Raw genomic sequence first — 25,804 nt, forward strand, 5'->3', positions numbered from 1 at the left:
GCCTCAGCGCTTGACGGGCATCCATGCCCGTCACCTCCCTCCGCAAGCCCTTCGTTCGGCCTCCTGAAGTCGCGAAGATCAAGATCAAGATCAAAAGCCAGATCAAAAGCCAAGTCAAAAGCGATAGCAAGAGAAAGCGTGAGATTAAGTTTTGCCTGATTAAAAGGCCATGGGAATGGCGAGTGTCGGGGCGTTGACGGAATGCGGTGTAGGGCGGGGAGGGTGTGGAACTTATTTGGCGTGCTTTATAAATAGATGTTAATAATTTACAGCGTATTTTGTGAGTAAGGTTAATTACCGCTTACATACTATCGGTCGTCGTCCGGTTGAAGTTTCCAGCGTCAAGCTTGTCCTGCAACCGCCGAAGGAGGACAATTACCGGCTTCTCGTCACAACCAGCGATTTTGCATGGCCTTTCTCGCACTTGGTATCAACCATAAGACTGCCTCGGTAGACGTACGCGAGCGCGTGGCGTTTACCCCCGAGCAGTTGGTAGACGCCCTGCAGCAGCTCTGCCGCCTCACCTCAAGCCGTGAAGCGGCGATCCTGTCCACCTGCAACCGCAGCGAGCTTTACCTGGCGCAGGATCAGCTGTCCGCCGAGGACGTGCTGTTGTGGCTGGCCGACTATCACCGCCTCAGCCTGGACGAACTGCGTGCCAGTGCCTACGTGCACGAAGAGCACGACGCCGTGAAGCACATGATGCGCGTGGCCTCCGGCCTTGACTCGCTGGTGCTTGGCGAGCCGCAGATTCTCGGCCAGATGAAATCCGCGTATGCCGTGGCCCGCGAGGCCGGTACCGTCGGGCCGTTGCTCGGGCGCCTGTTCCAGGCCACCTTCAGCGCCGCCAAGCAGGTGCGCACCGACACGGCCATTGGCGAAAACCCCGTGTCGGTGGCCTTTGCCGCAGTCAGCCTGGCCAAACAGATCTTCAGCGACCTGGCACGCAGCCAGGCCCTGCTCATCGGGGCTGGCGAAACCATCACCCTGGTCGCCCGCCACCTTCACGAGCAAGGTGTACGCCGCATTGTCGTGGCAAACCGTACCCTGGAACGCGCCAGTATCCTGGCCGAGCAGTTCGGTGCCCACGCTGTGCTGCTGGCCGACATCCCCCAGGAACTCGCCAACAGCGACATCGTCATCAGTTCCACCGCCAGCCAGTTGCCGATCCTGGGCAAGGGGGCGGTGGAAAGTGCCTTGAAGCAACGCCGCCACAAGCCCATCTTCATGGTCGACATCGCCGTACCCCGCGATATCGAAACCGAAGTGGGCGAGCTGGATGACGTGTACCTCTACACCGTCGACGACCTGCACGATGTGGTTGCCGAAAACCTCAAGAGCCGCCAGGGCGCCGCTCAGGCCGCCGAAGAGCTGGTTGCCGTGGGTGCTGAAGACTTCATGGCGCGCCTGCGTGAGCTGGCCGCAGTGGATGTGCTGCGGGCCTACCGCCAGCAAAGCGAACGCCTGCGCGATGAAGAACTGCAAAAAGCCCAGCGCCTGCTGGCCAATGGCGGCAACCCCGAAGAGGTGTTGGCCCAGTTGGCCCGGGGGCTTACCAACAAACTGCTGCATGCACCCAGCGTGCACATGAAAAGGCTCTCGGCCGAAGGCCGCCTTGAAGCGCTGGCCATGGCCCAGGAACTGTTTGCCCTCAACGAGGGCTCCACGGACAAATCCCCGCAATGAAAGCGTCGCTGCTGAACAAACTGGACATTCTCCAGGACCGCTTCGAAGAACTCACCGCACTGCTCGGTGATGCCGAAGTTATCTCCGACCAGACTCGCTTTCGTGCCTATTCCCGCGAATACGCCGAAGTTGAGCCGGTGTACGCCGCCTACAGGGAGTGGCGCAAGGTGCAGGCTGACCTTGAGGGTGCCCAGGCGCTGCTCAAGGACAGTGACCCGGACATGCGTGAAATGGCCGTGGAAGAAGTCCGCGAAGCCAAGGAACAACTGGTGGTGCTGGAGTCCCAGCTGCAGCGCATGCTGTTGCCCAAGGACCCCAACGACGGGCGCAACGTGTTCCTCGAGATCCGCGCCGGTACCGGGGGCGACGAGGCGGCGATTTTCTCGGGTGACCTGTTCCGCATGTACTCGCGGTATGCCGAAAAGCGCGGCTGGCGGCTGGAAATCCTCTCCGAGAACGAGGGCGAGCATGGCGGCTACAAGGAAATCATCGCCCGGGTCGAAGGCGAGAATGTGTACGGCAAGCTCAAGTTCGAGTCCGGCGCGCACCGTGTTCAGCGTGTGCCGGAGACCGAGTCCCAGGGCCGTATCCATACCTCGGCCTGCACCGTGGCGGTACTGCCTGAGCCCGACGAACAGGCTGCCATCGAGATCAACCCTGCCGACCTGCGCGTAGACACTTACCGCGCCTCCGGCGCGGGCGGGCAGCACGTCAACAAAACCGACTCGGCCATCCGTATTACCCACTTGCCGACCGGCATCGTGGTCGAGTGCCAGGAAGAGCGCTCGCAGCACAAGAACCGCGCCCGCGCCATGTCTTGGCTGTCGGCCAAGCTCAATGACATGCAAACCAGCGCCGCACAGAACGCCATTGCCAGCGAGCGCAAGCTGCTGGTGGGGTCCGGTGACCGCTCCGAGCGTATCCGCACCTACAATTATCCACAGGGCCGTGTGACCGACCACCGTATCAACCTCACGCTGTACTCGCTGGACGATGTGCTGGCAGGCGGTGTCGAGGCCGTGATTGAACCGCTGTTGGCCGAATACCAGGCCGATCAACTGGCCGCCCTGGGGGACTGATGACCATCATCGCCAGCCTGCTGCGCAACGCGCAGTTGCCCGAGTCGCCCACCGAGCGCCTGGATGCCGAGCTGTTGTTGGCTGCAGCCATCGGCAAGTCGCGCAGCTACCTGCACACCTGGCCCGAACGCATTGTCAGCAGCGAGGCCGCGCAGACCTACGCCGGTTACCTGCAACGCCGCCGTGGCGGCGAGCCGGTTGCCTATATTCTTGGCCAGCAGGGGTTCTGGAAGATCGACCTGGAAGTGGCACCGCACACGCTGATCCCGCGGCCAGACACCGAACTGCTGGTGGAAACGGCGCTGGAGTTGCAGCCCGCGCTGCCGGCCCGGGTGCTTGACCTGGGTACCGGCACCGGCGCCATCGCCCTGGCCCTGGCCAGCGAGCGCCCGGCCTGGCAGGTGACGGCGGTCGACCGGGTAGTCGAGGCCGTGGCGCTGGCCGAGCGCAACCGCCAGCGCCTTGGCCTGGCCAATGTCCGCGTGCAGTTGAGCCACTGGTTCGACAGCCTCGGCGACCAGCGCTTTGACCTGATCGTCAGCAACCCACCCTACATTCGCGCTGCAGACCCGCACCTGGGCGCCGGCGATGTGCGGTTCGAGCCCAGCAGTGCACTGGTGGCCGGGGCCGACGGCCTGGATGACCTGCGCATCATCGCCGCCCAGGCACCGGCTTACCTGGTCCCGGGTGGCTGGCTGTTGCTGGAGCACGGTTATGACCAGGCTGCGGCGGTTCGCGCGCTGCTGGCCAGTCACGGTTTTGCTGATGTAGACAGCCGCACCGACCTTGGCGGCCATGAGCGCATCACCCTGGGGCGTCTGCCATGCTGAGCGACCAGGAGCTGCTGCGCTACAGCCGCCAGGTACTGCTGTCGCAGATCGATATCGATGGCCAGTTGCGCCTCAAGCAGAGCAAGGCGTTGATCGTCGGCCTGGGGGGGCTGGGGTCTCCTGTGGCCCTGTATCTGGCGGCGGCAGGGGTTGGGGAGCTGCACCTGGCGGACTTCGACACCGTCGACCTGACCAACCTGCAACGCCAGGTGATCCACGACAGCGCCAGCGTTGGCATGACCAAGGTCGACTCGGCCATGCAACGCTTGCAGGCGATCAACCCCGAAATCACCCTGGTTGCCCACCGGCAAGCGCTGGATGATACGTCGTTGGCCGCTGCGGTGGCGGCGGTAGACCTGGTGCTGGACTGCTCGGACAACTTCGCTACCCGCGAGGCGGTGAATGCCGCCTGCGTTGCTGGCAGCAAGCCGCTGGTCAGTGGGGCGGCCATTCGTCTTGAGGGGCAACTGTCGGTTTTCGACCCTCGCCGTGACTACAGCCCGTGCTACCACTGCCTGTATGGGCAGGGTAGCGAGGCTGAGCTGACCTGCAGCGAAGCCGGCGTGATCGGCCCGCTTGTAGGCCTGGTGGGCAGCCTGCAGGCGCTCGAGGCCATGAAGCTGCTGGCAGGCTTTGGTGAACCCCTGGTGGGCAGGCTGTTGCTGATCGATGCGCTGGGTACCCGTATTCGCGAGCTGCGGGTCAAGCGCGACCCGGCCTGCCCGGTCTGCGGCAAGCGCGATGGCTGAGCGCTCGGCGCCCATCGGCGTCATGGACTCGGGCGTGGGTGGCCTGTCAGTGCTGGCCGAGATCCGCCGCCTGCTGCCCAACGAAACACTGTGGTATGTGGCCGACTGTGGCCATGTGCCCTATGGCGAGAAATCCCCCGATTACATCCGCAGCCGCTGCCGTCGTATCGCGGGGTTCTTCCACGAGCAGGGCGCCAAGGCCATGGTGCTGGCCTGCAACACGGCTACCGTCGCGGCAGTTGCCGACCTTCGCGCGCATTACCCCGGTTGGCCATTGGTGGGCATGGAGCCAGCGGTCAAGCCCGCTGCAGCGGCGACGCGCTCTGGGGTAGTTGGGGTGTTGGCCACAACCGGTACGCTGCAGAGTGCCAAGTTTGCTGCCTTGCTCGATCGCTTTGCCAGCGACGTCCGCGTCATCACCCAGCCGTGCCCGGGGCTGGTCGAGTTGATTGAAACCGGAGACCTGGCAAGCCATGCATTGCGTGAACGGCTGCAGGGTTACGTTGAGCCATTGCTGAGCGCCGGGTGCGACACGCTGATATTGGGCTGCACCCACTACCCGTTCCTGCGCCCGTTACTGGCGCAACTGGTGCCTGCTCACGTGGCGATCATCGACACCGGCGCTGCGGTGGCGCGTCAACTGCACAGGCTTCTGGAAGGTGCAGACCTGCTGGCTACCGGGCCAGCACGCGATACGCAGCTGTGGACCAGTGGCGACCCGGCTTCGCTTCTGGGCGTGCTGCCGGTGTTGTGGGGGCAGCCGGGTAGCGTTGAACGGTTTGGGTTTTAGAAGGTAAGCGCGGCAAACGCTGCAATGCGGTTGCTTGTCACTTGCCTGGCATCGGCCAGAGGCTGGCCGGGTGCAGCACCTCGAGCACAAGCTCGGGTAGGCGCTCGGGCAACCGTTTGAGGAGTTCCTGCGCCGCAGTCTCAGCCGTCCACGCCTCAGGTATGACGGGTGCAGCCGTGACCTGGGAATCGACTGCAAGCGGCGCTACCACCGTTACATCAATCCCTTGTGCCTGAAGCGCTACGCGCTGTTCACGCACCCATTGCACCGTGTTGTTCCAACCGGCGGCGACTTGTGTAGGTGCGTACATCTGCAATGCCGTGTAACGGCTGAATACGGCCATTACCTGAGGCGCGCTACCGCGCTCCAGCAAAGGCACCGCCGCAGCCAGGCTCAGCTGCGTGGCCAGGTGGTTGGACTCGATAAGGTGCTCGAACAGCGCATCACGGGCTATGTCACCGGCCAGGTAATCACTGGTGCCGGCATTGATGATCAGGCAGTCAAGTGCCCCCCAGGCATGCTCGAGCAACTGCCCGGCTTCAGCCGCTTCCGGGGCCCCCTGCAACAGCCCTGGCAGCTGTAGAAACCGGTCATGATGAAGGGGAGCGGCACCGGGGCAATCGCTGGCGGCAACGCGGTGCCCTTGCAGAAGCAGGTGCTCTACCAGCGCCATTCCTAGCCCGTTTGATGCTCCTGTAACCCAGAAACTACGTGAGTTAGACAAGATCGATGCCCTCTATACGACTGCTAGCGCGGGAGAGCTTTGAACGCCTCCAGTGCTCGCTGGCGACTGCTACGGAGATCTACTAGTGGACGTGGATACAGACTAGCACTGATTTTGGCAGCAGAACCGCTAGGGTCATGAATACTTTTGTCATCAAGGTCCCGCAGTTCAGGCACCCATTCACGAATGAAACGCCCCTGGGGATCGAACCGCTGCGATTGCGAGACGGGGTTGAAGATGCGGAAATAGGGCACTGAATCGGTACCGGTCGAGGCACTCCACTGCCAGCCACCATTGTTGGCCGCCAGGTCACCGTCGATGAGGTGGCGCATGAAGTGCCGTTCGCCAAGGCGCCAGTCGATCAGCAAATTCTTGCTGAGAAACATGGCAGTGACCATGCGCAGCCGGTTGTGCATCCACCCGGTTTCCAGCAACTGGCGCATGGCCGCATCGATGATCGGGAAACCCGTGCGGCCTTCTTCCCAGGCCTTCAGCTCTTTGGGGGCGTTGCGCCAGGGCAATGCCTCGGTATGGGAGCGGAATGCACGGTGGCGCGACACCTGTGGGTAACCGGTCAGGATGTGTTTGTAGAACTCGCGCCAGATCAGCTCGTTGATCCAGGTCTGCACGCCTGGGTTGCCACTGTCGAACTCGCCATGGTTGCTGGCCAAGGCGCCGTGCAGGCATTGGCGGGGCGAAATCACGCCAGCTGCCAGGTAGGCCGAAAGGCGGCTGGTACCAGGCTTGGCCGGCAGGTCACGCAAGTGTTCATAATCCACGATGGTTTCGTCGGCGAACCGTGACAACCGTTCCTGTGCTTCGCTTTCCCCGGCAGGCCAAAGGTCTCGCAGGGACTTGGCCGGCTTATCGAAGCCGTCTACATGCTGCGGGATGGGGTCGCTGCTGATCGACAGGGCCGCCTGGCGTTTCACCCTTGGCGCCAGTGACGGCAGCCCACGGTGCAGGTGCTCCAGGCAGTTTTTCTTGAATTGGCTGAACACCTGGAAGTAGTCGCCGCTTCGCGTCAGTACGGTGCCCGGGCGGAACAACAACTGGTCCAGGTGGCTGTGGGCCTGAATATCGGAACGCTCCAGCAAGGCCCTGGTTGCGTCATCGCGGCGCTGTTCGTGGATGCCGTATTCCTCGTTCCAGTGCACGCTTTGCACATGGTGCTTGCGACATACCTGTAGTACGGCGTCCGGTGCCTGGTCCCAGGTGTCGACCTTGCGAATCAACAACGGAATATTCAACGCTTCGAGCGACTGGCGCAGTTCACGCAGGCTGCGCAGCCAGAAGTCGACCTTGCACGGGGCGTCGTCGTGGGCCAGCCATTGTTCGGGGCTGACAAGCCAGAGGGCGAGGGTAGGGCCGCGCTCACTGGCGGCGCTGAGTGCAGTGTTGTCATCGGTGCGCAGGTCGCTGCGTAGCCAGGTCAGGTGCATGGGCTAACAAATTCTCCGGGCTGGCGGCTATGGGTTCTGAAGCAGTCGCAAGGCAGCTTGCGGGGTGTCGAACAGGGCAAGGTTGGGTAAATCGAGGTGGCTCAGTTGCGCGTGATGTAACGCCACCAGGCTACCGCCGGCGAGCGTCGGCACACCTAGCCCATGCAGCGAACGCTGCAGGGCTCTGGCATCGATGCGGGGCCCCAGGTGCAGCAATACGGCACGTGGGTGCAGCGTCGCCACTGCGCTTTGCAGCTGCGCGCCGGCCAGCGACTGTTCGAGTACTTCCACGGCAAACCCGTTGCTGGTAAGCAGCCAGGCGCATAACCACAGCTCGGGGTTGAATGCACGATCGCTGTCTTCCGCCAGCAGCACCGCCGGGCCTTGCAGCAACTGATTGTCATGGTAGACGCGCGCGCCCAGCTTGCTGCGCAACCAGGTATGGAAGAACGCCTGTTCCAGGCGTGCGTTGAAATAGGTGCGCCAGCGAAGCTCCAGGTGGTTCAGCAAGGGGAGCAGCAGCTGTTCGCACAGGGTCACGGCCGGGTACAGTGCCATCGCCTGATTGAGCTGATGGTCAAGGGTGCGCTGGGACAGGTTGGCAATGGCCTCCAGCATCTGCACCTGCCTGGCTTGCCAGTCGCTCTGGGGCGGCGTACCCAGCGGTTTGTCGAGCAGCTCGCCCACCTGGCTGACCGACGCGCCGCGCTGTAGCCAGGCCAGGATCGATTCGACGCGCTCGACCTGTTCCACCGGGTACAAGCGATGCCCCTTTGGCGTACGTTGGGGCTTGAGCAGCCCGTAGCGGCGCTCCCAGGCACGTAAGGTAACCGGGTTGACGCCAGTGCGGCGGGCCAGCTCACCGATAGGCAACAGTACTTCAGACCGCATTGCGCAGCCCCAGGCTTTCAGGGTGCGGCTGCAGGTACGCCTGCTGCTGCAGATACGGGTCGGGGTGGTTGCGCAAGTGGTGCTTGAGCAGGGTCAGCGGCACGACCAGGGGTACGACCCCTTGCTGGTATTGGCCGATCAGTTCCTGTAGCTCGCTTTTGTCCGAAGGCGTAAGGGCGTCCTTGAAGTAACCGCTCAGGTGCTGCAGCACGTTACTGTGAGTGCCGCGGCTGGCGCAGCGACGCAATGCCTGCATCAGCTCGGAGAAATACTGCGGGCCCACCACCAACGGATCATCGTACTTGCTCAGGGTGCCCAGCATGCGCCCCAGGGTTCGGTAGGCCTGGGGGTTATTGGCCATCAACAGGTACTTGTAGCGCGAATGGAAATTGACCAGCGCCCCGCGGTTCAGGCCTTCGGCCAGTACCCGCTGCCAGTCGGCGTAGGCATACACACGGCTGATGAAGTTTTCACGCAGCACGGGGTCATGCAGGCGGCCTTCTTCTTCCACAGGCAGGTCAGGCCGGCGTTCGCAAAATGCCTGAGCGTAGGCACCGCGCCCGCTGTGGAAGGCGGGGTGGCCGTTGTCCTGGTACACCTTTACCCGCTCCAGGCCACAGGAGGGCGACTTCTGCATGAAGATATAGCCGCAGATGTCGTCAAGCTCGTTGGCCATTTGCTCGCCGTAGGTGCGCAGGGGGCCGGTGAGGTCCATGCCGGGGTTGCGCGTGCCCACCACTTCAGGGTGATCCGGGTTACCGACCAGGCGGATCGGGTCCCTGGGCACACCCAGGCCGATGGCAACCTCCGGGCATACCGGGGTCCATTCGAAATGCGCTTCCAACTGAGCGCGGCACAGGTCGGAGGCCTTGTGGCCACCGTTATAGCGAACGCTGTGCCCGGTCAGGCAGGCGCTGATGGCGATGCGTGGCTTGTGGTGGGTTGCAGGGTCGTGCATGGCTGCCTCCGTTAAACCTGTACGTAAATTTAACCTTGTACAAGTTTATTCCAGCACATCGCTGGCTTCATTGAAACCAGTATTTTGTATATACGCCTTCACTCCAGGTGCTCGAGCAGGCGTCTTGCAGCCTCCTGGCCACTGAGCCAGGCGCCCTCCACGCGCCCCGACAGGCACCAGTCACCGCAGGCGTACAAGCCTTGGTCGGCGTCGGCCAGGGCCCCCCATTCATGGTTGCCACCCGGGCGTGCATACAACCAGCGGTGTGCAAGGGCGAACGTCGGTGCAGGCACCACACAGCCTACCAGCTCGGCGAATTCGCCCCACAACTGCTCTACCACCTCATCCTTGACCAGGTCGATATGTTGCCGGCTCCACGTGGAGGTGGCATGCAGCACCCAGGTGTCTAGCTGCTCGTCACGGCCGGGTTTGCTGCGGTTGCGGGCCAGCCAGTCAAGCGGGTTGCCCTGCACGAAGCACCCTTGCATAGGCGTCTCCAGGGCTGCCTGGAAACCAAGCGCAACGGCCCAGGTGGGCTCCATCTGCACGCCTGCCGCGACGGCGGCGAGCTTGGGCGTGGCCGCCAGCAAAGGCGTTGCCTGGGGGGCCGGCACCGCGATGATCACGCGGCTGTAGGGCCCATGGCTGCACCCCTCGGTGTCCTGCAGGTGCCAATACTGCTTGCCGCGAAACACCTCGGCGATGCGGCAACTGAAATTCACCGTCATGTCTGTCAACAGGCCGCGAGTGATGGCACTCATGCGCGGCACGCCCACCCAGCGGGTCTGCTCATCCGGGGAAGGGGTCAGTTGGCCATCGCGGTAGTTGTACAGTTGGGGTTTCCATTGGGCGGCCCAGCCGGCCGCCACCCACTGCTGCACCTGTTCGACGAAGCGACGGTCGCGGGCGGTGAAGTACTGCGCGCCCAGATCAAGGGCGCCAGCCTCGCTGCGTTTGCTGGCCATGCGTCCACCACTGCCGTGCCCCTTGTCGAACAGGTGCACGGTCTGCCCGACCTTGTGTAGCGCCTGAGCGGCGGACAGGCCGGCGATACCGGCCCCGATGATGGCAATAGGTACAGTCATGATGGCCTCTCAAACCTTGCTATGAGCAGACTACGCTGTCAGGCAAACCTGTACAATCCAGAAAATCTGTATAAGGTTATTCCGCTTCCACGGAAAGGTTGGCCTATGTTTATCGGAGAGCGTCGGGTCCAAAAAGTGCCTTGATGTTAAAAATAGACCACCGCCGTATTCTGCGAGGACACAGCCATGCACATATTGCTGACGGGCGGCACCGGATTGATTGGGCGGCATCTGTGCCGTCACTGGCTTGCACAGGGCCATCGGCTGACGGTATGGAGCCGCCGCCCGGACCAGGTGCCTGCGCTGTGCGGCAAGGGAGTACGGGGCATCGCCCGGCTGGAGCAGTTACCCGCCGATGAGCCGCTGGACGCCGTGGTCAACCTGGCCGGTGCGCCCATCGCTGATCGGCCCTGGACGGCGTCCCGGCGCAGCGTGCTGTGGGCCAGCCGTATCACCCTGACCGAACAGTTGCTGGCGTGGCTGGGTAGCCGCGAACAACGGCCGCAGGTATTGATTTCCGGTTCCGCGGTGGGTTGGTATGGGGATGGCGGCGAACGTGAGCTGACCGAGGAGTCCCCGCCGGTACGGGAAGACTTTGCCAGCCAGCTGTGCATCGCCTGGGAAGAAACCGCTCAACGTTCCCAGGCCCAGGGTATTCGTGTGGTACTGGTGCGCACCGGGCTGGTACTGGCCAGCGATGGCGGGTTCCTGTCACGTCTGCGCTTGCCGTTCAAGCTGGGCTTGGGTGGCCCGTTGGGTAACGGCAGGCAGTGGATGCCGTGGATCCATATAGACGACCAGGTCGCCCTGATTGATTTTCTGTTGCAGCATGGCGAAGCCAGCGGTCCTTATAATGCCTGCGCCCCTGAGCCGGTGCGCAACCGTGACTTTGCCCGGGCGCTGGGCAAGGCGTTGCACCGCCCCGCGGTGCTGCCGGTACCTGCACTGTTGCTCAAGGCTGGGCTAGGTGAAATGTCCAGCCTGCTGCTGGGCGGCCAGCGGGCACGCCCGGCGCGCTTGCTGGCTGCAGGCTTCAGCTTCCGCTTCAACGATCTGCAATCGGCGCTGGGCAACCTGTCCAGCCGCCTCTGACTAAGGATGTTGCATGACTGATCACGCCCTGTTGCTGGTCAACCTGGGTTCACCGGCCTCCACCTCGGTAGCCGACGTGCGCCGCTACCTGAACCAGTTTCTGATGGACCCGTATGTGGTCGACCTGCCCTGGCCTATCCGCCGCCTGCTGGTATCGCTGATCCTGATCAAGCGGCCCGAGCAGTCTGCCCATGCCTACGCCTCTATCTGGTGGGATGAAGGCTCGCCACTGGTGGAGCTGACCCGCCGCTTGCAGGCGGCGATGGTCGAGCACTGGCCCCACGGCCCGGTAGAGATTGCCATGCGCTATGGCCAGCCGGCCCTGCCAGACGTGCTGGAACGGCTGGCGGCGCAAGGCGTGCGCAAGGTGACCCTGGCGCCGCTGTATCCACAGTTCGCCGACAGCACCGTCACTACGGTGGTTGAGCTTGCCAAGGACACCATCACCGAGCGCCACCTGCCCCTGCAGATGCGGGTGCTGCAGCCGTTCTATGATCAGCCGGACTACATCGATGCGCTGGTGGCCAGCGCACGGCCGTATCTGCAGCAGGATTACGACCACGTGCTGCTCAGCTTCCATGGCCTGCCAGAGCGGCACCTGAAAAAACGCTACCCCAAGGGCACCCGGCATGACTTGCGGGCAGCCGACTGTTGCGAGGGGGCCAGTGCTGAGGTGCAGGCGGTATGCTACCGCGGCCAGTGTCTGGCTACTGCCAAAGCCTTTGCGCGCAAGATGGGCATACCCGATGGCAAGTGGTCGGTGTCGTTCCAGTCGCGGTTGGGCCGTGACAAATGGATTGAGCCGTACACCGAAACGCGCCTGGACGAACTGGCCAAGGCCGGTGTGAAAAAGCTGCTGGTGATGTGCCCGGCCTTCGTCGCCGACTGCATCGAGACGCTGGAGGAAATCGGCATGCGTGGCAGCGAGCAGTTCATCGAGGCAGGCGGGCGTGAACTGGTGCTGGTGCCCTGCATGAACGACCACCCGGAGTGGGCGAGGGTGCTGGCAGACCTGTGTGACAAGGCCTGACACTCGGGGTACGGCAGGCCCTGTTGCCGCTGAGCGCGCAGCAGGGCCTGTGGGTTTATTGTTGCCTCAAGGCAACTGGTCATCCAGTTTCTTGTGCTTCCAGGCGTCGTTGCCCGGCAGGATCAGGTTCAGTGCAATAGCCACGATGGCGCACAGGGCGATGCCCTTCAGGCCCCAGTCATCCGGCCCGTCACCCGTGCCCACCAGCACGCCGCCGATACCGAACACCAGCGTCACCGAAACGATCACCAGGTTGCGCGCCTCGGCCAGGTCGACCTTGTGGCGGATCATGGTGTTCAGGCCCACGGCGGCAATGGAGCCGAACAGCAGGCACAGAATGCCCCCCATCACAGGGATCGGGATGCTTTGCAGCAGGGCGCCGAACTTGCCGATGAAGGCCAGGGTGATAGCGAACAGCGCAGCCCAGGTCATGATCTTGGGGTTGTAGTTCTTGGTCAGCATCACCGCGCCAGTCACCTCGGCGTAGGTGGTGTTGGGCGGCCCGCCAAACAGGCCGGCTGCTGTGGTGGCCAGGCCATCGCCGAGCAGTGTGCGGTGCAGCCCGGGCGTTTTCAGGTAGTCACGGCCGGTCACGCTGCCCACCGCGATAACGCCACCAATGTGTTCGATTGCCGGCGCCAGGGCGACCGGGACGATGAACAGGATGGCCTGCCAATTGAACGCCGGGGCGGTGAAGTTGGGCAGCTCCAGCCAGGGGGCAGCGGCGATCTTGGCGGTATCGACCACGCCAAAGGCAAACGACAGGGCAAACCCCACCAGCACACCCGCAATGATCGGCACCAGGCGGAAGATGCCTTTGCCGAATACCGCCACGATCAGGGTGGTGAGCAACGCTGGCATGGAGATAAGCATGGCGGTTTTATAGGGCAGCAGCACGCTGCCATCGCCAGCCTTGCCCATTGCCATGTTGGCCGCGATCGGTGCCATGGCCAGGCCAATGGAGATGATCACCGGGCCGATCACCACGGGCGGTAGCGTGCGGTCAATGAAGCCGGTGCCTTTGATTTTTACCATCAGCCCCATGAAGGTGTACACGAAACCCGCGGCCATCACGCCACCCATGGTTTCGGCCAGGCCAAACTGGCCTTTGGCGAGGATGATGGGGGTGATGAAGGCAAAGCTGGAGGCCAGGAACACAGGTACCTGGCGGCCGGTGACCAGCTGGAACAGCAGCGTGCCGATGCCTGCGGTGAACAGTGCGACGTTCGGGTCCAGGCCGGTGATCAAGGGCATCAGCACCAGCGCGCCGAATGCCACGAAGAGCATCTGCGCGCCCGAAACGACCTGGCGCCAGAGCGGGTCGTTGAAGCCGTCCTGCATGGTCAGGCGTCCTTCTGCTTGGTGCCGAAGATCTTGTCACCGGCATCACCCAGGCCCGGCACGATGTAGCCGTGCTCGTTCAGGCGCTCGTCGATGGAGGCGGTGAAGATCTGCACGTCCGGGTGGGCTTTCTCGACCACCTGGATGCCCTCGGGGGCGGCGACCAGGACCATGGCACGGATTTCCCGGCAGCCGGCCTTTTTCAGCAGGTCGATGGTCGCGACCATGGAGCCGCCAGTTGCCAGCATCGGGTCGATGATCAGTGCCAGGCGCTGGTTGATATCGGGCGCGAGTTTTTCCAGGTAAGTGTGTGCTTCGAGGGTTTCTTCGTTGCGGGCCACGCCGACGGCGCTGACCTTGGCACCCGGTACCAGGCTGAGCACGCCGTCGAGCATGCCGATACCTGCACGCAGAATCGGCACGACGGTAATTTTCTTGCCGGCGATTTTCTCTACCGCAACCTTGCCACACCAGCCGTCGATCTCGTAGGTTTCGAGGGGCAGGTCCTGGGTGGCTTCATAGGTCAGAAGGGCGCCGACTTCCTGGGCGAGTTCGCGAAAGTTCTTGGTGCTGATGTCGGCACGGCGCATGAGGCCGAGCTTGTGGCGGATCAGCGGGTGGCGGATCTCACGGGTGGGCATAGGGGGCTCCGAAAGGCGGGCAAAAAAACCGCGCTAGATTAATCTATTCAGCCTGTGCTGTCGTCTGATCATTCTGCACGTTAGTCCATAAACGCTTGATCTGTGGCGAGCGGATGCGTACCTTTGCCCGCTTTTCCAAAATGCCCCCCTGGAGAGCGCAATGTCCGCCGATCTCGAGCATATTCGCCAAGTGATGCGTGAAGCCGACTGCCTGTATACCGAAGCCGAAGTCGAGGCGGCGATCGCCAAGGTCGGCGAGCAGATCTGCAAGGACCTGCACGACAAGAACCCGGTGGTGTTCTGCGTGATGAACGGTGGCCTGATCTTCTCCGGCAAGCTGCTGACGCACCTGCAGTTCCCGCTCGAGGCCTCGTACCTGCATGCCACCCGTTACCGCAACCAGACCAGCGGCGGCGAGCTGTTCTGGAAGGCCAAGCCAGAGGTATCGTTCATCGATCGCGACGTGCTCATCGTCGATGACATCCTCGACGAAGGTCACACCCTCAGCGCCATCATCGAGTTCTGCAAGCACGCCGGTGCGCGCACGGTGCACACCGCGGTACTGATCGACAAGGAACACGACCGCAAGGCCAGCCCCGACCTCAAAGCCAACTATGTCGGGCTGCCTTGCATCGACCGATACATCTTCGGTTATGGCATGGACTACAAAGGTTACTGGCGCAACGCCAACGGCATTTTTGCCGTCAAAGGCATGTAACACGGCGCCAGTCTTACAGCCCCGGTACAGCGTGCTAGAGTGCTCCTTCATGCCAAGGAGCCTTACATGCGTGCGATTCTCCCGTTCCTGCTGGCGGTCAGCCTGCCCCTGGCCGCCGCACCGATGCACAGCCAGTTCCTTCCGCCTGACGACCAGGCCTTGCGCCAGCAGGCGCCCACCGGCCAGCAATTGCTTCAGGTCACCGACTACGCCGTGGTGGTGGGTGCCCAGCGCCAGTCCGACCAACAGCCCATCCCCATCACCTCCACCTTGCAGGTGCGCCTGAAAGGCAAGCCATTGAGCAAGGGTGCCACCATCAGCCAGGTGCTGTTGACCTTCGATGGAGAGGCCGCCAAAAGCCTGAAAAAGCCGGTGTACGACGAGAAAACCAAGACCCTTGGCCTGAACTACCCCGTCAGCGACTACCGGGTGATCATGGACCTGCTGCGCAACGAGACGGTGTATGTGCAGTTTCTGACCTACGGCAACGGCCATATCTGGGCTGACCTGCACACAGGTACCGTACGTACGCGTTGAGGCGCGCTGGCTGCGGGGGGTACACTGCCGGCCTTCGAAATCCCGTGATGGTCCAGTTGGAGTCGGCAATGCGTAAAGACAAGAAACAGGTAATCGGTGACGAAATCAGCGACGACTACATCAAGTCGTTTCTTCAGTTTGAGCCGGCAGATGGTGTGACTTCGCCGTCGCTGCACAAGCTGGTTAAAGCCTACCGTGGCCTGCGCGTCGATGATTTCCAGCGTTTTGTGGGCTTCTTCGTGGCAGCCGGCCTGGACCTGGACGGCAAGGACGAGCACGGCAAGACCTTCGTCGAGCAGATCGCCGACCAGCGTAACGCGCCCGAATACATCGAGATTACCGACAACGCACGTGCGTAAGCGGAAGGGTTGGGGCTGCAACGCAGCCCCAGTCTGCGATCACGCGTAGTGCTTGGCCGCCGGGCTGTCTTCAGCCAGGTCCAATGCTGCGTCGTTGTCCGCGCTGATCTTGTGATACAGCGCCGCGTCGGTCGCCAGGGTCTTTTCCCGTGCCGGGAAGATTTCCTTGAGCTTGGCAGCCCATGCACCCTTGGCCTGCTCCGGGAAGCAGCGCTCGATCAGCTCAAGCATGATCGACACCGTCACCGAAGCGCCAGGCGATGCGCCCAGCAGCGCGGCGAGGCTGCCGTCCTGGGCTGCCACCAGCTCAGTGCCAAACTGCAGTACGCCGCCTTTTTTCGGGTCTTTCTTGATGATCTGCACCCGTTGGCCGGCCACTTCCAGGCGCCAGTCTTCGGCCTTGGCGTGCGGGTAGAAGCGGCGCAATGACTCCAGGCGCTGCTCCATCGACTGCATCACTTCGCTGACCAAGTACTTGGTCAGGTCCATGTTGTCGCGGGCCACCGCCAGCATCGGGCCGATGTTGCCCAGGCGCACCGACAGGGGCAGGTCCATCAGCGAACCGTGCTTCAGGAACTTGGTGGTAAAGCCTGCATAGGGGCCGAACAGCAGGGATTTCTTGCCATCGACCACCCGGGTGTCGAGGTGCGGGACCGACATGGGCGGTGCGCCCACGGCAGCCTGGCTGTAGACCTTGGCCTGGTGCTGGCTGACGATCTCCGGGTTGTCGCAGCGCAGCCACTGGCCACTCACGGGGAAGCCGCCGAAGCCTTTGCTCTCTGGAATGCCGGAAGCCTGCAGCAGGGGCAGGGCAGCGCCACCTGCGCCCAGGAAGACGAAGCGCGCATCCACTTCGCGGCTACCACCGCTGTTGACGTCCTTGATGCTCACGGTCCAGCCGTCGCCGTTACGGCGCAGGCCCACCACCTTCTTGCAGTACTTGACCTGCGCGTCGGGCGCATCGCCCAGCAGCTTGAGCAGCTTGTTGGTCAGTGCGCCGAAGTTCACGTCGGTGCCCTTGAGCACACGGGTGGCGGCGATGTGCTGGTCGGCTGGGCGCCCCGGCATCATCAGCGGCATCCACTCGTTCATCACGGCCTTGTCTTCGGTGTATTCCATGTCGGCGAAGGCGTGGTGCTGCTTGAGCAGCTCGTAACGCTTCTTGAGGAATGCGACACCCTTGTCACCTTCGACGTAGCTCAGGTGCGGGACCGGGTTGACGAATGCGCGTGCCGGCCCGAAGTTGCCCTTTTTGCTCAAGTAGGCCCAGAACTGGCGGGACACCTCGAACTGGGTATTGATGTGCACCGCCTTCTTGATGTCGATGCTGCCATCGGCGGCCTGGGGCGTATAGTTGAGCTCGCACAGGCCAGCATGGCCGGTGCCTGCGTTGTTCCACGGGTTGGAACTCTCTGCGGCTCCAGAGTCCATCGCCTCGACGACCTCGAGCTTGAGGCCCGGGTCAAGCTCCTTGAGCAGTACGGCCAGGGTGGCACTCATGATGCCCGCGCCTACCAGTACTACATCAACCGATTCGTTCTGCGCCATTTACCGCGTCTCCACACTCTACAGCTACCTAATTGACAGCACGGCATACCGGGTTCGCCAGGATCGCCATGTCCGACTTTTCGCAGTTCTTGAAGCGTTCGCGGACACCGCCAGTCAGTCTTGGGGTTGCTACATTGAACCCTGTTTGCCATGGGTGCGGCAATTCGACTTATGGTCAAGGTGTCGTGCGTGCGATATGGAACGGCTCAGACACGCATCCGGGATGAGGGTTCTTGCCGCCTGTTCAGGGCTGTTCGGGACACATCTGCTGCTTTTGCACATGCCAGATTGTTCATTTGCTCGCCACACTCTTGTGAAGTAGTGAAAACCGTTTTTTCCACGCTCTTTTGGAGACGTGAACCTCAAAAGGGGACTGCGCGATGGCAACCCGCAGGTTCATGCAGTGTGAAGGGCCGGAAAAGCAGGCACGACAGCCGATGCAAGACCTGAGTGGAAGGCTCTCTGTGGGCGAGGCGGGTGAAGTTGCCGGGGTCAGACGGCGAGTGCGGGGCCCGATCAGGAGACGTCCTTATAATCGGGGGGAGATTATAGCGATGTCGCGGAGAGAAATGTCGTCAATTCGTGGTTTTATTGCAGCGTTTTTCAAGCGGCGAGGATGCGCTGATGCCAGGGGCGGCTTGCACGGTTGCAAACCCGGGCGCTGGCCGGCAGTTCGCGGCCCAGCCAGGCGAGGTGGATATCGTGAACCTGCACCCAGCCGCTGCCGTTGGGTAGCTGCCGGCATTGCATGAAGGCCAGGCATTTGCCCGTGCCGTCGAGCCGGGCGTAGGCGTTGCCGGGTTTACGTTGCAGTAGCAGGTTCCAGAGCGAAGCCATGGCAGGTGTCCTGTGCAGTGAGGCCTGGCGCAAGCATAAGGGGCAGCCGGTTAAACGATTGTGACAGCGCGCACTGGCCGCGCATGCCGCTTGCAGGCCAGGCCCCGCCGCTAGGTATACTGTGCACTTTCGCCGCACTTTCTGGAGAAACGCGCATGTTGCAACGTCTGTTGTTCGGTTTGATCGCCGTAGCCAGCCTCAGCCTGGTCGGCTGTGCCCACAGTCCGCAACAACTCAGCCCGCAACCCAAACTGACCGCGCCGCTTGCCCCGGTGGGCAATGGCCAGCCAGTGGTGGTGCGTGTGGTCGATGGCCGGCCGTCGCCGTCCCTGGGGACGCGCGGTGGTATGTACCCGGAAACCAGCACCATCAGCGTCAACGCCAATGACGTGGTACCCAAGCTGCAGGCCCAAGCCGAAGCCGCCGTGCGCCTGCTGGGCTTTACCCCCACTTCCGGTGCAGGCAGTGCGCCGCAGCTGACCGTGACCCTGGCTGAGCTCAAGTACCAGTCGCCCAAAGACAACCTGTACGTGACCGAAGCCACCATTGGCGCCATCTTCCGCGCCGATGTCACCAACAACGGCCGCCGCTACAGTGGCCGCTATGGTGCTTCGCTGGACCAGCGGTTTGGCATGGCCCCCAACCAGGACACCAACACCCAGCTGGTGGGCGATGTACTGAGCGATGCGCTGACCCGTCTGTTCAAGGACCCAAGCATCGGCCAGACGCTGGCGCGGTAATCACCGGCTTTGCAGGCCCCCAACCGCTGCCTCCACACAGGGCAGCGGTTTTTTTACGCCTTTGCGAGGCTCAGGCCGCTTCGATGTGAAAGTCCAGCACGCTGATACCGGTGCCGGTGTCCACCTCTGGCCAGTGGTCATGCATGTGCCCGCCGAGGGCGCAGTAAACCAGCCACTGGTGGTCTTGCACGTTGATGGCGAAACCGTCGATCAATGCCTGTTGCTCATCGCTCTGGGCGACCAGATAGAGGCGGTCCTGGTTTTCGGCGTGCAGCATGAACGGGCTCCGGTTCGTTGAAAGGCCGACAGGGTGGCCTGTTCTGATGACGAACGCGTGACAGGTGAAATTAAATGGGGAAGGGGCGCGTGCTGCGCCCCATGCAGGGGATCAGGCTACAGGTGCCTGCTGCTTGACCTGATACTGGTTGCGCACCGGGGTCGCATACTGCAGCACCAGGTAAGGCTGCTGCTCGGGCGGGCAGGCATCCAGACGGCGCTGCCACTCCTCTTTGGCCTTGGCCAGCTCGTCGGCCGGGAACACCTTGTCGGCGCCGGGCACCTGCAGGGTATCGTCCTTGTCTGCCCACATCGCGTAGGCCAGGTAGTGCACCGGGAACAACCGGTAGCCGGCGAGAATCTGCCGGTCGACTGCTGCAGCCAGTTGCTTGGCGTCTTCGTGGTACTCGGTGACCGGCGCGGCAAAGTTGATGTGCACCCGGCCTTTGTAGCCGGTGATGCCCTTGGCGATGCTCTGGTCGTCCTCGCCTGGCGCCTTCTTGTAGGTGCCGGTGGTGGCCCGGATATACAGTTCGCGGGCCTTGGCCTGGTCGCAGGGGTCGTATTCGTAGCTGATCGAAACAGGCGTCAGATTCAGGCTCTGGATGACCGCACCGAATGCCTCGTCCTTGCGGCTCATGTGGAACATCTTGAGGATGGCCGAGTCGGTGCGATCGTCACCGTCCTTGGCGCGGCCTTCGGCCTGGGCGATCCAGATCGAGGTGGCATCGTTGCGGATGGAGTGGTTGATGTAGGCCGAGAGCAGCTGGTAGGCCGCCAGCTTCTCGCGGCGCCCGGTGATGGACCGGTGCACGATGAAGCTTTTGTTCAGGCGCATCATGTCGCTCACGAACGGCTTCTGCAGCAGGTTGTCGCCGATGGCAATGCGCGGGGTCGGCAGGCCGGCGTGGTACACCGCGTAATTGACGAAGGCCGGGTCCATGACGATGTCGCGATGGTTGGCCAGAAACAGATAGGCAGTGCCAGCCTTGAGTTGTTCGACCCCGGTATAGGTGACGCCATCGGTGGCACGGTCGATAGTCTGGTCGACGTAGTACTCCACCTTGTCCTGCAAGGTGGAAACGCAGGTCACACCGGCGAATTCCTTGCGCAGGCGACGGGCGATCAGCGGTTTGAGCAACCAGCCGAAAGCGCCGGCCGCACGGGGGAAACGGAAGTGCGTGAGAATATCGAGAAATGCCGGGTCGCTGAACAGCCTTGCCAGCACGGCAGGGACCTCAGCGTCGTCGTAGGGTCGGATGGCATCGAATTCGCCCATCATGCTCTCTTGTTGGAAACGGCTAGGGTAATAAGGTAGGGGCGGGCTCCGAAAAACGGCTCGGACGCACACGGGCCCTGTAAACAGACCGGCAATTATACGCATAAGTCACTGCGGAGGCCCCGATGCTGGAAACCGACTTCTATGATTGCCCGTATTGTGGCGAGCGGGTGGAAACCACCGTCGACCTCTCGGCGGGTGATCAGGTTTACACTGAGGACTGCCAGGTGTGCTGCCAGCCGGTGATCTTCAGCTTGCAGGTGCACGATGACGAATGGATGCTCGAGGTCAGACGTGAGGACGATGCGTGATGCGGCGTATCTACGAACCCGAAAACCTGCTTGAGGCGGAAATGCTGGCCGGTATGCTGGCCAGCGAAGGCGTGCGCGCGCATCTGGTGGGCCGCGACCTGGTGGGCGCAGCCGGTGAGTTGCCGATTCACGGTCTGCTAGGCCTGGCGGTGGACGATGAGCACGCCGAGTACGCACGGCAGTTGATCGATGCGTACAATGACGCCCAGCCGATGGTTGGCGACGAACCGGAGAGCTTCCCCGGTACCTTGATCTGCTAGGTTCAGAATTCCCCCATGTGTGGACGTTATGCCCTGTTTCGCTGGCCTCAGGCACTGGCCAGCCTGCCAGGCTTCCCGGTCGGTCACCCCGCCCAATGGAACATTTCGCCCGGTGCCTCGGTGCTCATCCAGCGCCAGCTCGAGGGTGGGCCGGAGGTGGCGAGGGTGCGCTGGGGCTTGACGCCCGCCTGGCTGACCGACCTGTCACGTACCCCTGCCCATGCCCGGGCCGAAACCCTGGCCGAACAGCCGATGTTCCGCGAAGCCTTTCGCCAGCGCCGCTGCCTGATGCCGGCCAATGGCTTTTACGAATGGCGTGGCAGCGTGCGCAAACGGCCCTACTGGCTAACGCCAGGCGAGGGGGCGTCGTTGTACTTCGCGGCCATCTGGGAGGCGTACCCGGTGCAGGACCAGGTGTGGTTGAGTTGCGCGGTGGTGACGCAGGCCGCGGTCAACCAGCGCCGGCCCCTGATACTGGACGAAGCGGGGCGCGAAGCCTGGCTGGACCCGCTGACACCACTGAGCCGCCTGCAGGAATTGCTGGCGAGCCCGCCTGCGCCCCTGCGCGAGCGCGCCCTGGCCCATTTCGTCAACGACCCGAAGCTGGATGCCCCGGAATGCTTGACCCCGGCCTGATGCGGTCCCACGGTTCACGATCAGGTGGGCTGGTGTACACCCGTCGAGACCTGCGGCCGCGTCTACGTGGGTAAATTCTTACCTGTGGCTATGGCGGGCAACCCTTGAGTCATCCTAGGATACGGCGCATGTCGAAAGGGAGTGATTTCATGCGTAAAGGTTTAGTCGTCAGCCTGCTGAGTGCTGGCATCCTGCTAGCTGGTTGCCAGGCGGTGAACACCACCAGTGGCGGCTCCGTGGGTGTAGAGCGCAAGCAGTACATGTTCAGCATGCTGTCGCCCGATGAAGTGAACAAGATGTACGCCCAGTCTTATCAGCAGACACTGGGCGAGGCCTCCAGCAAAGGGCTGCTGGACAAGTCCAGCGCCGATGCCCGGCGCGTACAGGCCATTGCCAACCGCTTGATCGCCCAGGCCCCCAAGTTCCGGCCCGATGCCGCCCAGTGGAACTGGGAAGTCAACGTGATCAAGAGTGACGAACTCAACGCCAACTGCGGCCCGGGCGGCAAGATCATCGTCTACACCGGCCTGATCGATCAGCTCAACCTCAACGACGCCGAGATCGCCGCCGTGGTAGGCCACGAGATCGCCCACGCCCTGCGTGAACACAGCCGCGAGGCCATGTCCAAAGCCTACGGCGTGCAAATGGCCCGTTCCGGCGCCGGTGCGCTCCTGGGCCTCGGCCAGGACAGCATGGCCCTGGCCGACACCGTGGTGAACTACGCCATGACCCTGCCCAACAGCCGTGCCAACGAGAACGAAGCCGACCTGATCGGCCTTGAGTTGTCGGCCCGCGCCGGCTACGACCCTAACGCAGCCATCACCTTGTGGAACAAGATGAGCAAGGCTTCGGAAGGGGCGCCGCCTGAGTTCATGAGCACTCACCCCGCATCGGCCAGCCGCATTGCGTCGCTGCAGGCCGCCATTCCGAAGGTGATGCCGCTGTACCAGGCTGCTGCCAAGCCATAAAAACCGTGCAAGCCGCCCGCAGATGCCGGCGGCTTGCAGCCCCTTCAGCCCACCCAGCCGCTGGCCTTCATGGCCGAATACACCGCGACGATGGCCAGCACGAAGAACGCAGCCGCTGCCAGGCGGCGGATCAGCGTCAACGGCAGCTTGTCTGCAGCGAAGTTGCCCGCCAGCACCACGGGTACGTTGGCGATCAGCATGCCCAGCGTGGTGCCGACGATCACCATGATCAGATGCGGGTATTGTGCGGCCAGCATCACCGTGGCCACTTGGGTCTTGTCACCGATTTCGGCCAGGAAGAAGGCGATGAGGGTGGTGAGGAACGGGCCGAAGCGGCGCGCCGGGTTTTCGTCGTCGTCCATCTTGTCCGGTACCAGCGTCCACAGTGCGGTGGCGGTGAAACTTGCGGCAAGGATCCAGTGCAGGGCGGCGTCGCTGAAGAAACTGCCAAACCACGCACCTACTGCGCCGGCCGCAGCATGGTTGGCCAGCGTGGCGGCAACGATACCGGCAATGATCGGCCACGGTTTACGAAAACGCGCGGCAAGAATGAGCGCAAGCAATTGCGTCTTGTCGCCGATTTCGGCAAGCGCAACGATGGCGGTGGGGACCAACAGAGATTCCAGCATCAGGATTCCTACGGGGGCGGGTCGACACGGCTATGACACGTACAGCCTTCCCGCCCCGGGTAAGGTGTGCGTGTCATAGGTCTTGTCAAACCCTGGATCTGTCTGCGCAGATCTGGCCATGCAAGGGTGCATGGTGGGTCGCACGCGCCATGGTCTGTGGACCAAGTATGTTGACGCGTACCGGGCGAGCGGGTGGCTCGCGGGAGACTACTCCCCTAGGACGGAGCGGATTCTGCCTAGGCGAAACGGTTTCGGCAAGCGTTGTTTTCAGCCACGTGTCGCCTGATAAATCCGAAACCCATCCGCTTCGTCGCGTACCTGGCAGTTGCCCAGCGCCCCTTCGATAAGGGGTTGGTAGCGCAGAAAACTGTTGGCAACCAGGCGAATTTCGCCACCTTTTCGCAGGTGTTCGGCGGATTTTCTCAGCATGGTTTCCGAGGCGCGGTAGTCGGTGTGTACGCCGGTATGGAACGGTGGATTGCTCAGCACCAGGCTCAGGTCAAAAGGCGCCGCGTCGATCCCGTCACCCTGAATGACCTCGCCCTCAAGGCCATTCTCAGCCAAGGTCAGACGGCTGGCGGCAACGGCGAAGGCGTCCACGTCCAGCAGTGTAAGGCGGCTTTGTGGATAGCGCCGTTTCACGGCAGCACCCAGCACGCCCGCACCACAACCGAAGTCCAGTACATGGCCGCCCGGCAGCCCATCGAGGTGCTTGAGCAACAGGGCGGTGCCCCGGTCCAGGCGGCCATGGCTGAACACGCCCGGCAGGCTGGTGACGCGCAAGGGGCCGTCTGGCAGGTCCAGCTCGAAACGTTGCGCCAGGCTTTCAAGCGGCTGGGCCTGGGGCGCCTGTTCGACGGTGACCTGCCAGAGCTGGCAGTGCCGGGCGCTGTCGAGCTTGCGAGGTTTGCCAAAGGCCTGCAACTGCCTGGATACGGCCTCGATACCCCCGCGTTTTTCCCCCACCACGTACAGTTCGCCGCCCGCCAATGGTGCAGCCAGCGCATTGAGCAGGTAGGCAGCCAGTTCGCGTGACTTGGGCAGGAACAGCACGGCCGCAGTGAACGCCACTGCCGGTGGTTCCACCCCGCAATGGCTGCGCATTGCGTAACGGCTGGCCAAGGCTGCGTGGTCGCCGGCGTGCCAGGTCCAGGCATGGGCTTCAGGCAACTGGCCGAGCAGGTCGTCAGCCGGTGCCCCGGCTATCAGCAGCGGGCCTTGGAACAGCTCTGTCTGGCGGAGCAACACTTGACTACGCGGGTCCATGGACGAGGCCTCCGGAAAAAGTGGCGCAGTGTACCAGAGGCGCCACGTTGGCTCAGCTGACCACTCGCCGCGCCTGCCCGGCGAAGAAGGCCTGAGCGTTTTCGGCCAGTTGCCCAACGATGCGCTGGCGAGCCTCAACCGCGCCCCAGGCGCTGTGGGGCGTGACGATCAGGCGTGGGATGCCGGGCTCGAGCAGTGGGTTGCCGTGAACCGGCGGCTCGACGCTGAGCACGTCGGTAGCCGCACCGCCCAGGTGGCCACTGCGCAGGGCATCGGCGAGCGCCTGCTCGTCGATCAAGCCGCCCCGCGCAGTGTTCACCACCAAGGCGCCGGGCTTGAGCAGTGCCAGCTCGCGGGCACCGATCATGTGCCGGGTCTGTTCGTTGAGCGGGCAGTGCAAGGTCAGGGCATCGACCTGAGGCAGCAGCTCATCAAGCGGCAGGCGGTCGTTGCGGCTGGGTCGCCCGGGTATCTGCCCGCTCAGCACGCGCATGCCAAACGCCTCGGCCAGCCTCGCCACCGCGCCACCCAGCTCCCCATGGCCCAGCAGGCCGAGGGTTTTACCCTCCAGTTCGACGATGGGGAAGTCCAGCAGGCAAAACTGGCTGGCCTGTGCCCAGCGGCCTTCACGCACGGCCTGCTGGTAGTCGCACAGGCGGGTGGCCAGTGCCAGCAACAGGGCCAGGGTATGCTGGGCCACTGAAGGGGTGCCGTAGCCCTGGCAGTTGCAGACAGTGATGCCTTGCGCATGCGCAGCGGCCAGGTCGACGTTGTTGGTGCCAGTGGCAGCCACCAGAATCAGCTTTAGCTGCGGGTTGGCAGCCAGGGTTGCGGCATCCAGTACCACCTTGTTGCTGATGACCGCGGTTGCCCCTTGCAGGCGCTCTGCCACCTGCTCCGGGCGGGTGGCCGCGAACAGTTCGAAGGTGTCGAACTGCTGCTTCAGGGGCGAGAGGTCAAGGTCCAGGGAGTGGTGGTCGAGAAACACGGCGTGACGCGGGCTGGGCATGGAGTTCTCCGGTGGCTGATCGCAGGCTTCAACCCAGTGTCCAGCCCCTTGCAACCGCCCGTCAACGCCTACCCCTCACACCTGCGCCTGGCA

28 protein-coding genes, 1 pseudogene and 1 riboswitch are annotated in these 25,804 nt (G+C 63.1%); of the genes and pseudogenes, 15 read left to right on the forward strand and 14 right to left on the reverse strand.

The annotated features are described in order from the left end of the window. Positions 1–408 precede the first annotated feature (408 nt). From hemA to murI, 5 genes are read left to right on the forward strand one after another with little or no spacing between them, the layout of a single operon-like run. Complete coding sequence (hemA, locus tag IAE36_RS19270; RefSeq protein WP_028631686.1) at positions 409–1,686, forward strand: glutamyl-tRNA reductase; 1,278 nt, start codon at positions 409–411, stop codon at positions 1,684–1,686. Continuing rightward, entirely contained in the window at positions 1,683–2,765 is a 1,083-nt protein-coding gene (prfA, locus tag IAE36_RS19275; protein ID WP_028631685.1) for a peptide chain release factor 1, read from the forward strand. Before hemA ends, prfA begins: the two co-directional genes overlap by 4 nt. Further along, positions 2,765–3,595, forward strand: coding sequence for a peptide chain release factor N(5)-glutamine methyltransferase (prmC, locus tag IAE36_RS19280; protein ID WP_201214047.1), 831 nt, complete (start codon positions 2,765–2,767; stop codon positions 3,593–3,595). The genes prfA and prmC overlap by 1 nt, the downstream gene beginning before the upstream one ends. Next, the gene (locus IAE36_RS19285; protein ID WP_201163729.1) at positions 3,589–4,344 is read left to right on the forward strand and encodes a molybdopterin-synthase adenylyltransferase MoeB; all 756 of its coding nucleotides are present in this window, start codon (positions 3,589–3,591) and stop codon (positions 4,342–4,344) included. The genes prmC and IAE36_RS19285 overlap by 7 nt, the downstream gene beginning before the upstream one ends. Continuing rightward, positions 4,337–5,134: a glutamate racemase gene (gene murI, locus IAE36_RS19290; RefSeq protein ID WP_201214049.1), complete on the forward strand. Its 798-nt coding sequence runs from the start codon at positions 4,337–4,339 to the stop codon at positions 5,132–5,134. The genes IAE36_RS19285 and murI overlap by 8 nt, the downstream gene beginning before the upstream one ends. Before the next feature lie 37 nt (positions 5,135–5,171). Here the strand turns inward: murI and IAE36_RS19295 are convergent, their stop codons facing one another. The 5 genes and pseudogenes from IAE36_RS19295 to IAE36_RS19315 all read right to left on the reverse strand — a co-directional run bounded on the left by IAE36_RS19295 (position 5,172) and on the right by IAE36_RS19315 (position 10,234). Beyond that, positions 5,172–5,858 carry an SDR family oxidoreductase gene (locus tag IAE36_RS19295; protein ID WP_201214051.1) on the reverse strand — a complete coding sequence of 229 codons (687 nt, stop codon included), beginning with the start codon at positions 5,856–5,858 and terminating at the stop codon, positions 5,172–5,174. A 23-nt stretch (positions 5,859–5,881) separates the two neighbouring features. Further along, a complete protein-coding gene (phrB, locus tag IAE36_RS19300; protein WP_201214053.1) occupies positions 5,882–7,300 on the reverse strand; it encodes a deoxyribodipyrimidine photo-lyase in 1,419 nt (472 codons plus the stop codon). Further along, a pseudogene (locus IAE36_RS19305) lies at positions 7,291–8,191 on the reverse strand (MerR family transcriptional regulator). Before IAE36_RS19305 ends, phrB begins: the two are co-directional and overlap by 10 nt. Then, the gene (locus IAE36_RS19310; RefSeq protein ID WP_201214057.1) at positions 8,181–9,149 is read right to left on the reverse strand and encodes a YbgA family protein; all 969 of its coding nucleotides are present in this window, start codon (positions 9,147–9,149) and stop codon (positions 8,181–8,183) included. The pseudogene IAE36_RS19305 and the gene IAE36_RS19310 overlap by 11 nt, the downstream one beginning before the upstream one ends. Positions 9,150–9,247: 98 nt before the next feature. Further along, positions 9,248–10,234: an NAD(P)/FAD-dependent oxidoreductase gene (locus IAE36_RS19315; RefSeq protein ID WP_201214059.1), complete on the reverse strand. Its 987-nt coding sequence runs from the start codon at positions 10,232–10,234 to the stop codon at positions 9,248–9,250. Between the two features lie 186 nt (positions 10,235–10,420). On the opposite strand from IAE36_RS19315, the gene IAE36_RS19320 reads away from it, so the two are divergent. Further along, entirely contained in the window at positions 10,421–11,326 is a 906-nt protein-coding gene (locus tag IAE36_RS19320; protein ID WP_028631677.1) for a TIGR01777 family oxidoreductase, read from the forward strand. Positions 11,327–11,339: 13 nt separating this feature from the next. After that, positions 11,340–12,356, forward strand: a complete 1,017-nt coding sequence (gene hemH, locus IAE36_RS19325; protein WP_201214060.1) for a ferrochelatase — start codon at positions 11,340–11,342, stop codon at positions 12,354–12,356. 66 nt (positions 12,357–12,422) lie between these two features. On the opposite strand, the gene IAE36_RS19330 is transcribed toward hemH, so the two are convergent. Both IAE36_RS19330 and upp read right to left on the reverse strand, forming a co-directional pair. Then, on the reverse strand, positions 12,423–13,697 hold the full coding sequence (locus IAE36_RS19330; protein ID WP_028631675.1) for a uracil-xanthine permease family protein: 1,275 nt from the start codon (positions 13,695–13,697) through the stop codon (positions 12,423–12,425). A gap of 2 nt (positions 13,698–13,699) precedes the next feature. After that, complete coding sequence (gene upp, locus IAE36_RS19335) at positions 13,700–14,338, reverse strand: uracil phosphoribosyltransferase (RefSeq protein ID WP_028631674.1); 639 nt, start codon at positions 14,336–14,338, stop codon at positions 13,700–13,702. A gap of 160 nt (positions 14,339–14,498) precedes the next feature. Here upp and IAE36_RS19340 point away from each other — a divergent pair, with 160 nt between their 5' ends. From IAE36_RS19340 to IAE36_RS19350, 3 genes are all read left to right on the forward strand, one after another. Continuing rightward, positions 14,499–15,056, forward strand: a complete 558-nt coding sequence (locus IAE36_RS19340) for a hypoxanthine-guanine phosphoribosyltransferase (protein WP_028631673.1) — start codon at positions 14,499–14,501, stop codon at positions 15,054–15,056. A gap of 66 nt (positions 15,057–15,122) precedes the next feature. Beyond that, positions 15,123–15,593: a hypothetical protein gene (locus IAE36_RS19345; protein WP_028631672.1), complete on the forward strand. Its 471-nt coding sequence runs from the start codon at positions 15,123–15,125 to the stop codon at positions 15,591–15,593. 68 nt (positions 15,594–15,661) lie between these two features. Then, positions 15,662–15,952 (forward strand): PA4642 family protein, encoded by a 291-nt coding sequence (locus IAE36_RS19350; protein ID WP_201214061.1) that lies wholly within the window; start codon positions 15,662–15,664, stop codon positions 15,950–15,952. Between the two features lie 39 nt (positions 15,953–15,991). Here the strand turns inward: IAE36_RS19350 and mqo are convergent, their stop codons facing one another. Both mqo and IAE36_RS19360 read right to left on the reverse strand, forming a co-directional pair. Then, a complete protein-coding gene (mqo, locus tag IAE36_RS19355) occupies positions 15,992–17,500 on the reverse strand; it encodes a malate dehydrogenase (quinone) (protein WP_060483303.1) in 1,509 nt (502 codons plus the stop codon). A 603-nt stretch (positions 17,501–18,103) separates the two neighbouring features. Beyond that, positions 18,104–18,337, reverse strand: a complete 234-nt coding sequence (locus IAE36_RS19360) for a hypothetical protein (RefSeq protein WP_201214062.1) — start codon at positions 18,335–18,337, stop codon at positions 18,104–18,106. A 155-nt stretch (positions 18,338–18,492) separates the two neighbouring features. Here IAE36_RS19360 and IAE36_RS19365 point away from each other — a divergent pair, with 155 nt between their 5' ends. Continuing rightward, positions 18,493–19,077 (forward strand): YajG family lipoprotein, encoded by a 585-nt coding sequence (locus IAE36_RS19365; RefSeq protein ID WP_201214063.1) that lies wholly within the window; start codon positions 18,493–18,495, stop codon positions 19,075–19,077. Between the two features lie 70 nt (positions 19,078–19,147). Here IAE36_RS19365 and IAE36_RS19370 read toward each other — a convergent pair whose 3' ends face one another. Together IAE36_RS19370 and IAE36_RS19375 are read right to left on the reverse strand one after the other, a co-directional pair. Next, a complete protein-coding gene (locus IAE36_RS19370) occupies positions 19,148–19,354 on the reverse strand; it encodes a hypothetical protein (RefSeq protein ID WP_201214064.1) in 207 nt (68 codons plus the stop codon). A gap of 111 nt (positions 19,355–19,465) precedes the next feature. Next, on the reverse strand, positions 19,466–20,632 hold the full coding sequence (locus IAE36_RS19375; protein ID WP_201163741.1) for a 1-acyl-sn-glycerol-3-phosphate acyltransferase: 1,167 nt from the start codon (positions 20,630–20,632) through the stop codon (positions 19,466–19,468). A gap of 125 nt (positions 20,633–20,757) precedes the next feature. Here IAE36_RS19375 and IAE36_RS19380 point away from each other — a divergent pair, with 125 nt between their 5' ends. The 4 genes from IAE36_RS19380 (at position 20,758) to IAE36_RS19395 (ending at position 22,807) form a co-directional block, all read left to right on the forward strand. Next, positions 20,758–20,943, forward strand: coding sequence for a CPXCG motif-containing cysteine-rich protein (locus tag IAE36_RS19380; protein WP_028631665.1), 186 nt, complete (start codon positions 20,758–20,760; stop codon positions 20,941–20,943). Further along, complete coding sequence (locus IAE36_RS19385) at positions 20,943–21,203, forward strand: putative signal transducing protein (RefSeq protein WP_028631664.1); 261 nt, start codon at positions 20,943–20,945, stop codon at positions 21,201–21,203. The genes IAE36_RS19380 and IAE36_RS19385 overlap by 1 nt, the downstream gene beginning before the upstream one ends. A 15-nt stretch (positions 21,204–21,218) precedes the next feature. Then, positions 21,219–21,839, forward strand: coding sequence for an SOS response-associated peptidase (locus IAE36_RS19390; RefSeq protein ID WP_028631663.1), 621 nt, complete (start codon positions 21,219–21,221; stop codon positions 21,837–21,839). A 149-nt stretch (positions 21,840–21,988) separates the two neighbouring features. Further along, positions 21,989–22,807, forward strand: coding sequence for a M48 family metallopeptidase (locus IAE36_RS19395; protein ID WP_028631662.1), 819 nt, complete (start codon positions 21,989–21,991; stop codon positions 22,805–22,807). 44 nt (positions 22,808–22,851) lie between these two features. Here IAE36_RS19395 and IAE36_RS19400 read toward each other — a convergent pair whose 3' ends face one another. The 3 genes from IAE36_RS19400 to IAE36_RS19410 form a co-directional block, all read right to left on the reverse strand. Further along, the gene (locus IAE36_RS19400) at positions 22,852–23,436 is read right to left on the reverse strand and encodes a TMEM165/GDT1 family protein (protein ID WP_028631661.1); all 585 of its coding nucleotides are present in this window, start codon (positions 23,434–23,436) and stop codon (positions 22,852–22,854) included. A gap of 87 nt (positions 23,437–23,523) precedes the next feature. Further along, a riboswitch (yybP-ykoY riboswitch) is annotated at positions 23,524–23,665 on the reverse strand. A 38-nt stretch (positions 23,666–23,703) separates the two neighbouring features. Then, positions 23,704–24,702 (reverse strand): class I SAM-dependent methyltransferase, encoded by a 999-nt coding sequence (locus IAE36_RS19405; protein WP_201214066.1) that lies wholly within the window; start codon positions 24,700–24,702, stop codon positions 23,704–23,706. 52 nt (positions 24,703–24,754) lie between these two features. Then, positions 24,755–25,711: a 2-hydroxyacid dehydrogenase gene (locus IAE36_RS19410; protein ID WP_201214068.1), complete on the reverse strand. Its 957-nt coding sequence runs from the start codon at positions 25,709–25,711 to the stop codon at positions 24,755–24,757. Positions 25,712–25,804: the final 93 nt, after the last annotated feature.

The sequence above is a fragment of the Pseudomonas sp. S36 genome (assembly GCF_016647875.1).
GTDB classification, from domain to species: domain Bacteria; phylum Pseudomonadota; class Gammaproteobacteria; order Pseudomonadales; family Pseudomonadaceae; genus Aquipseudomonas; species Aquipseudomonas parafulva.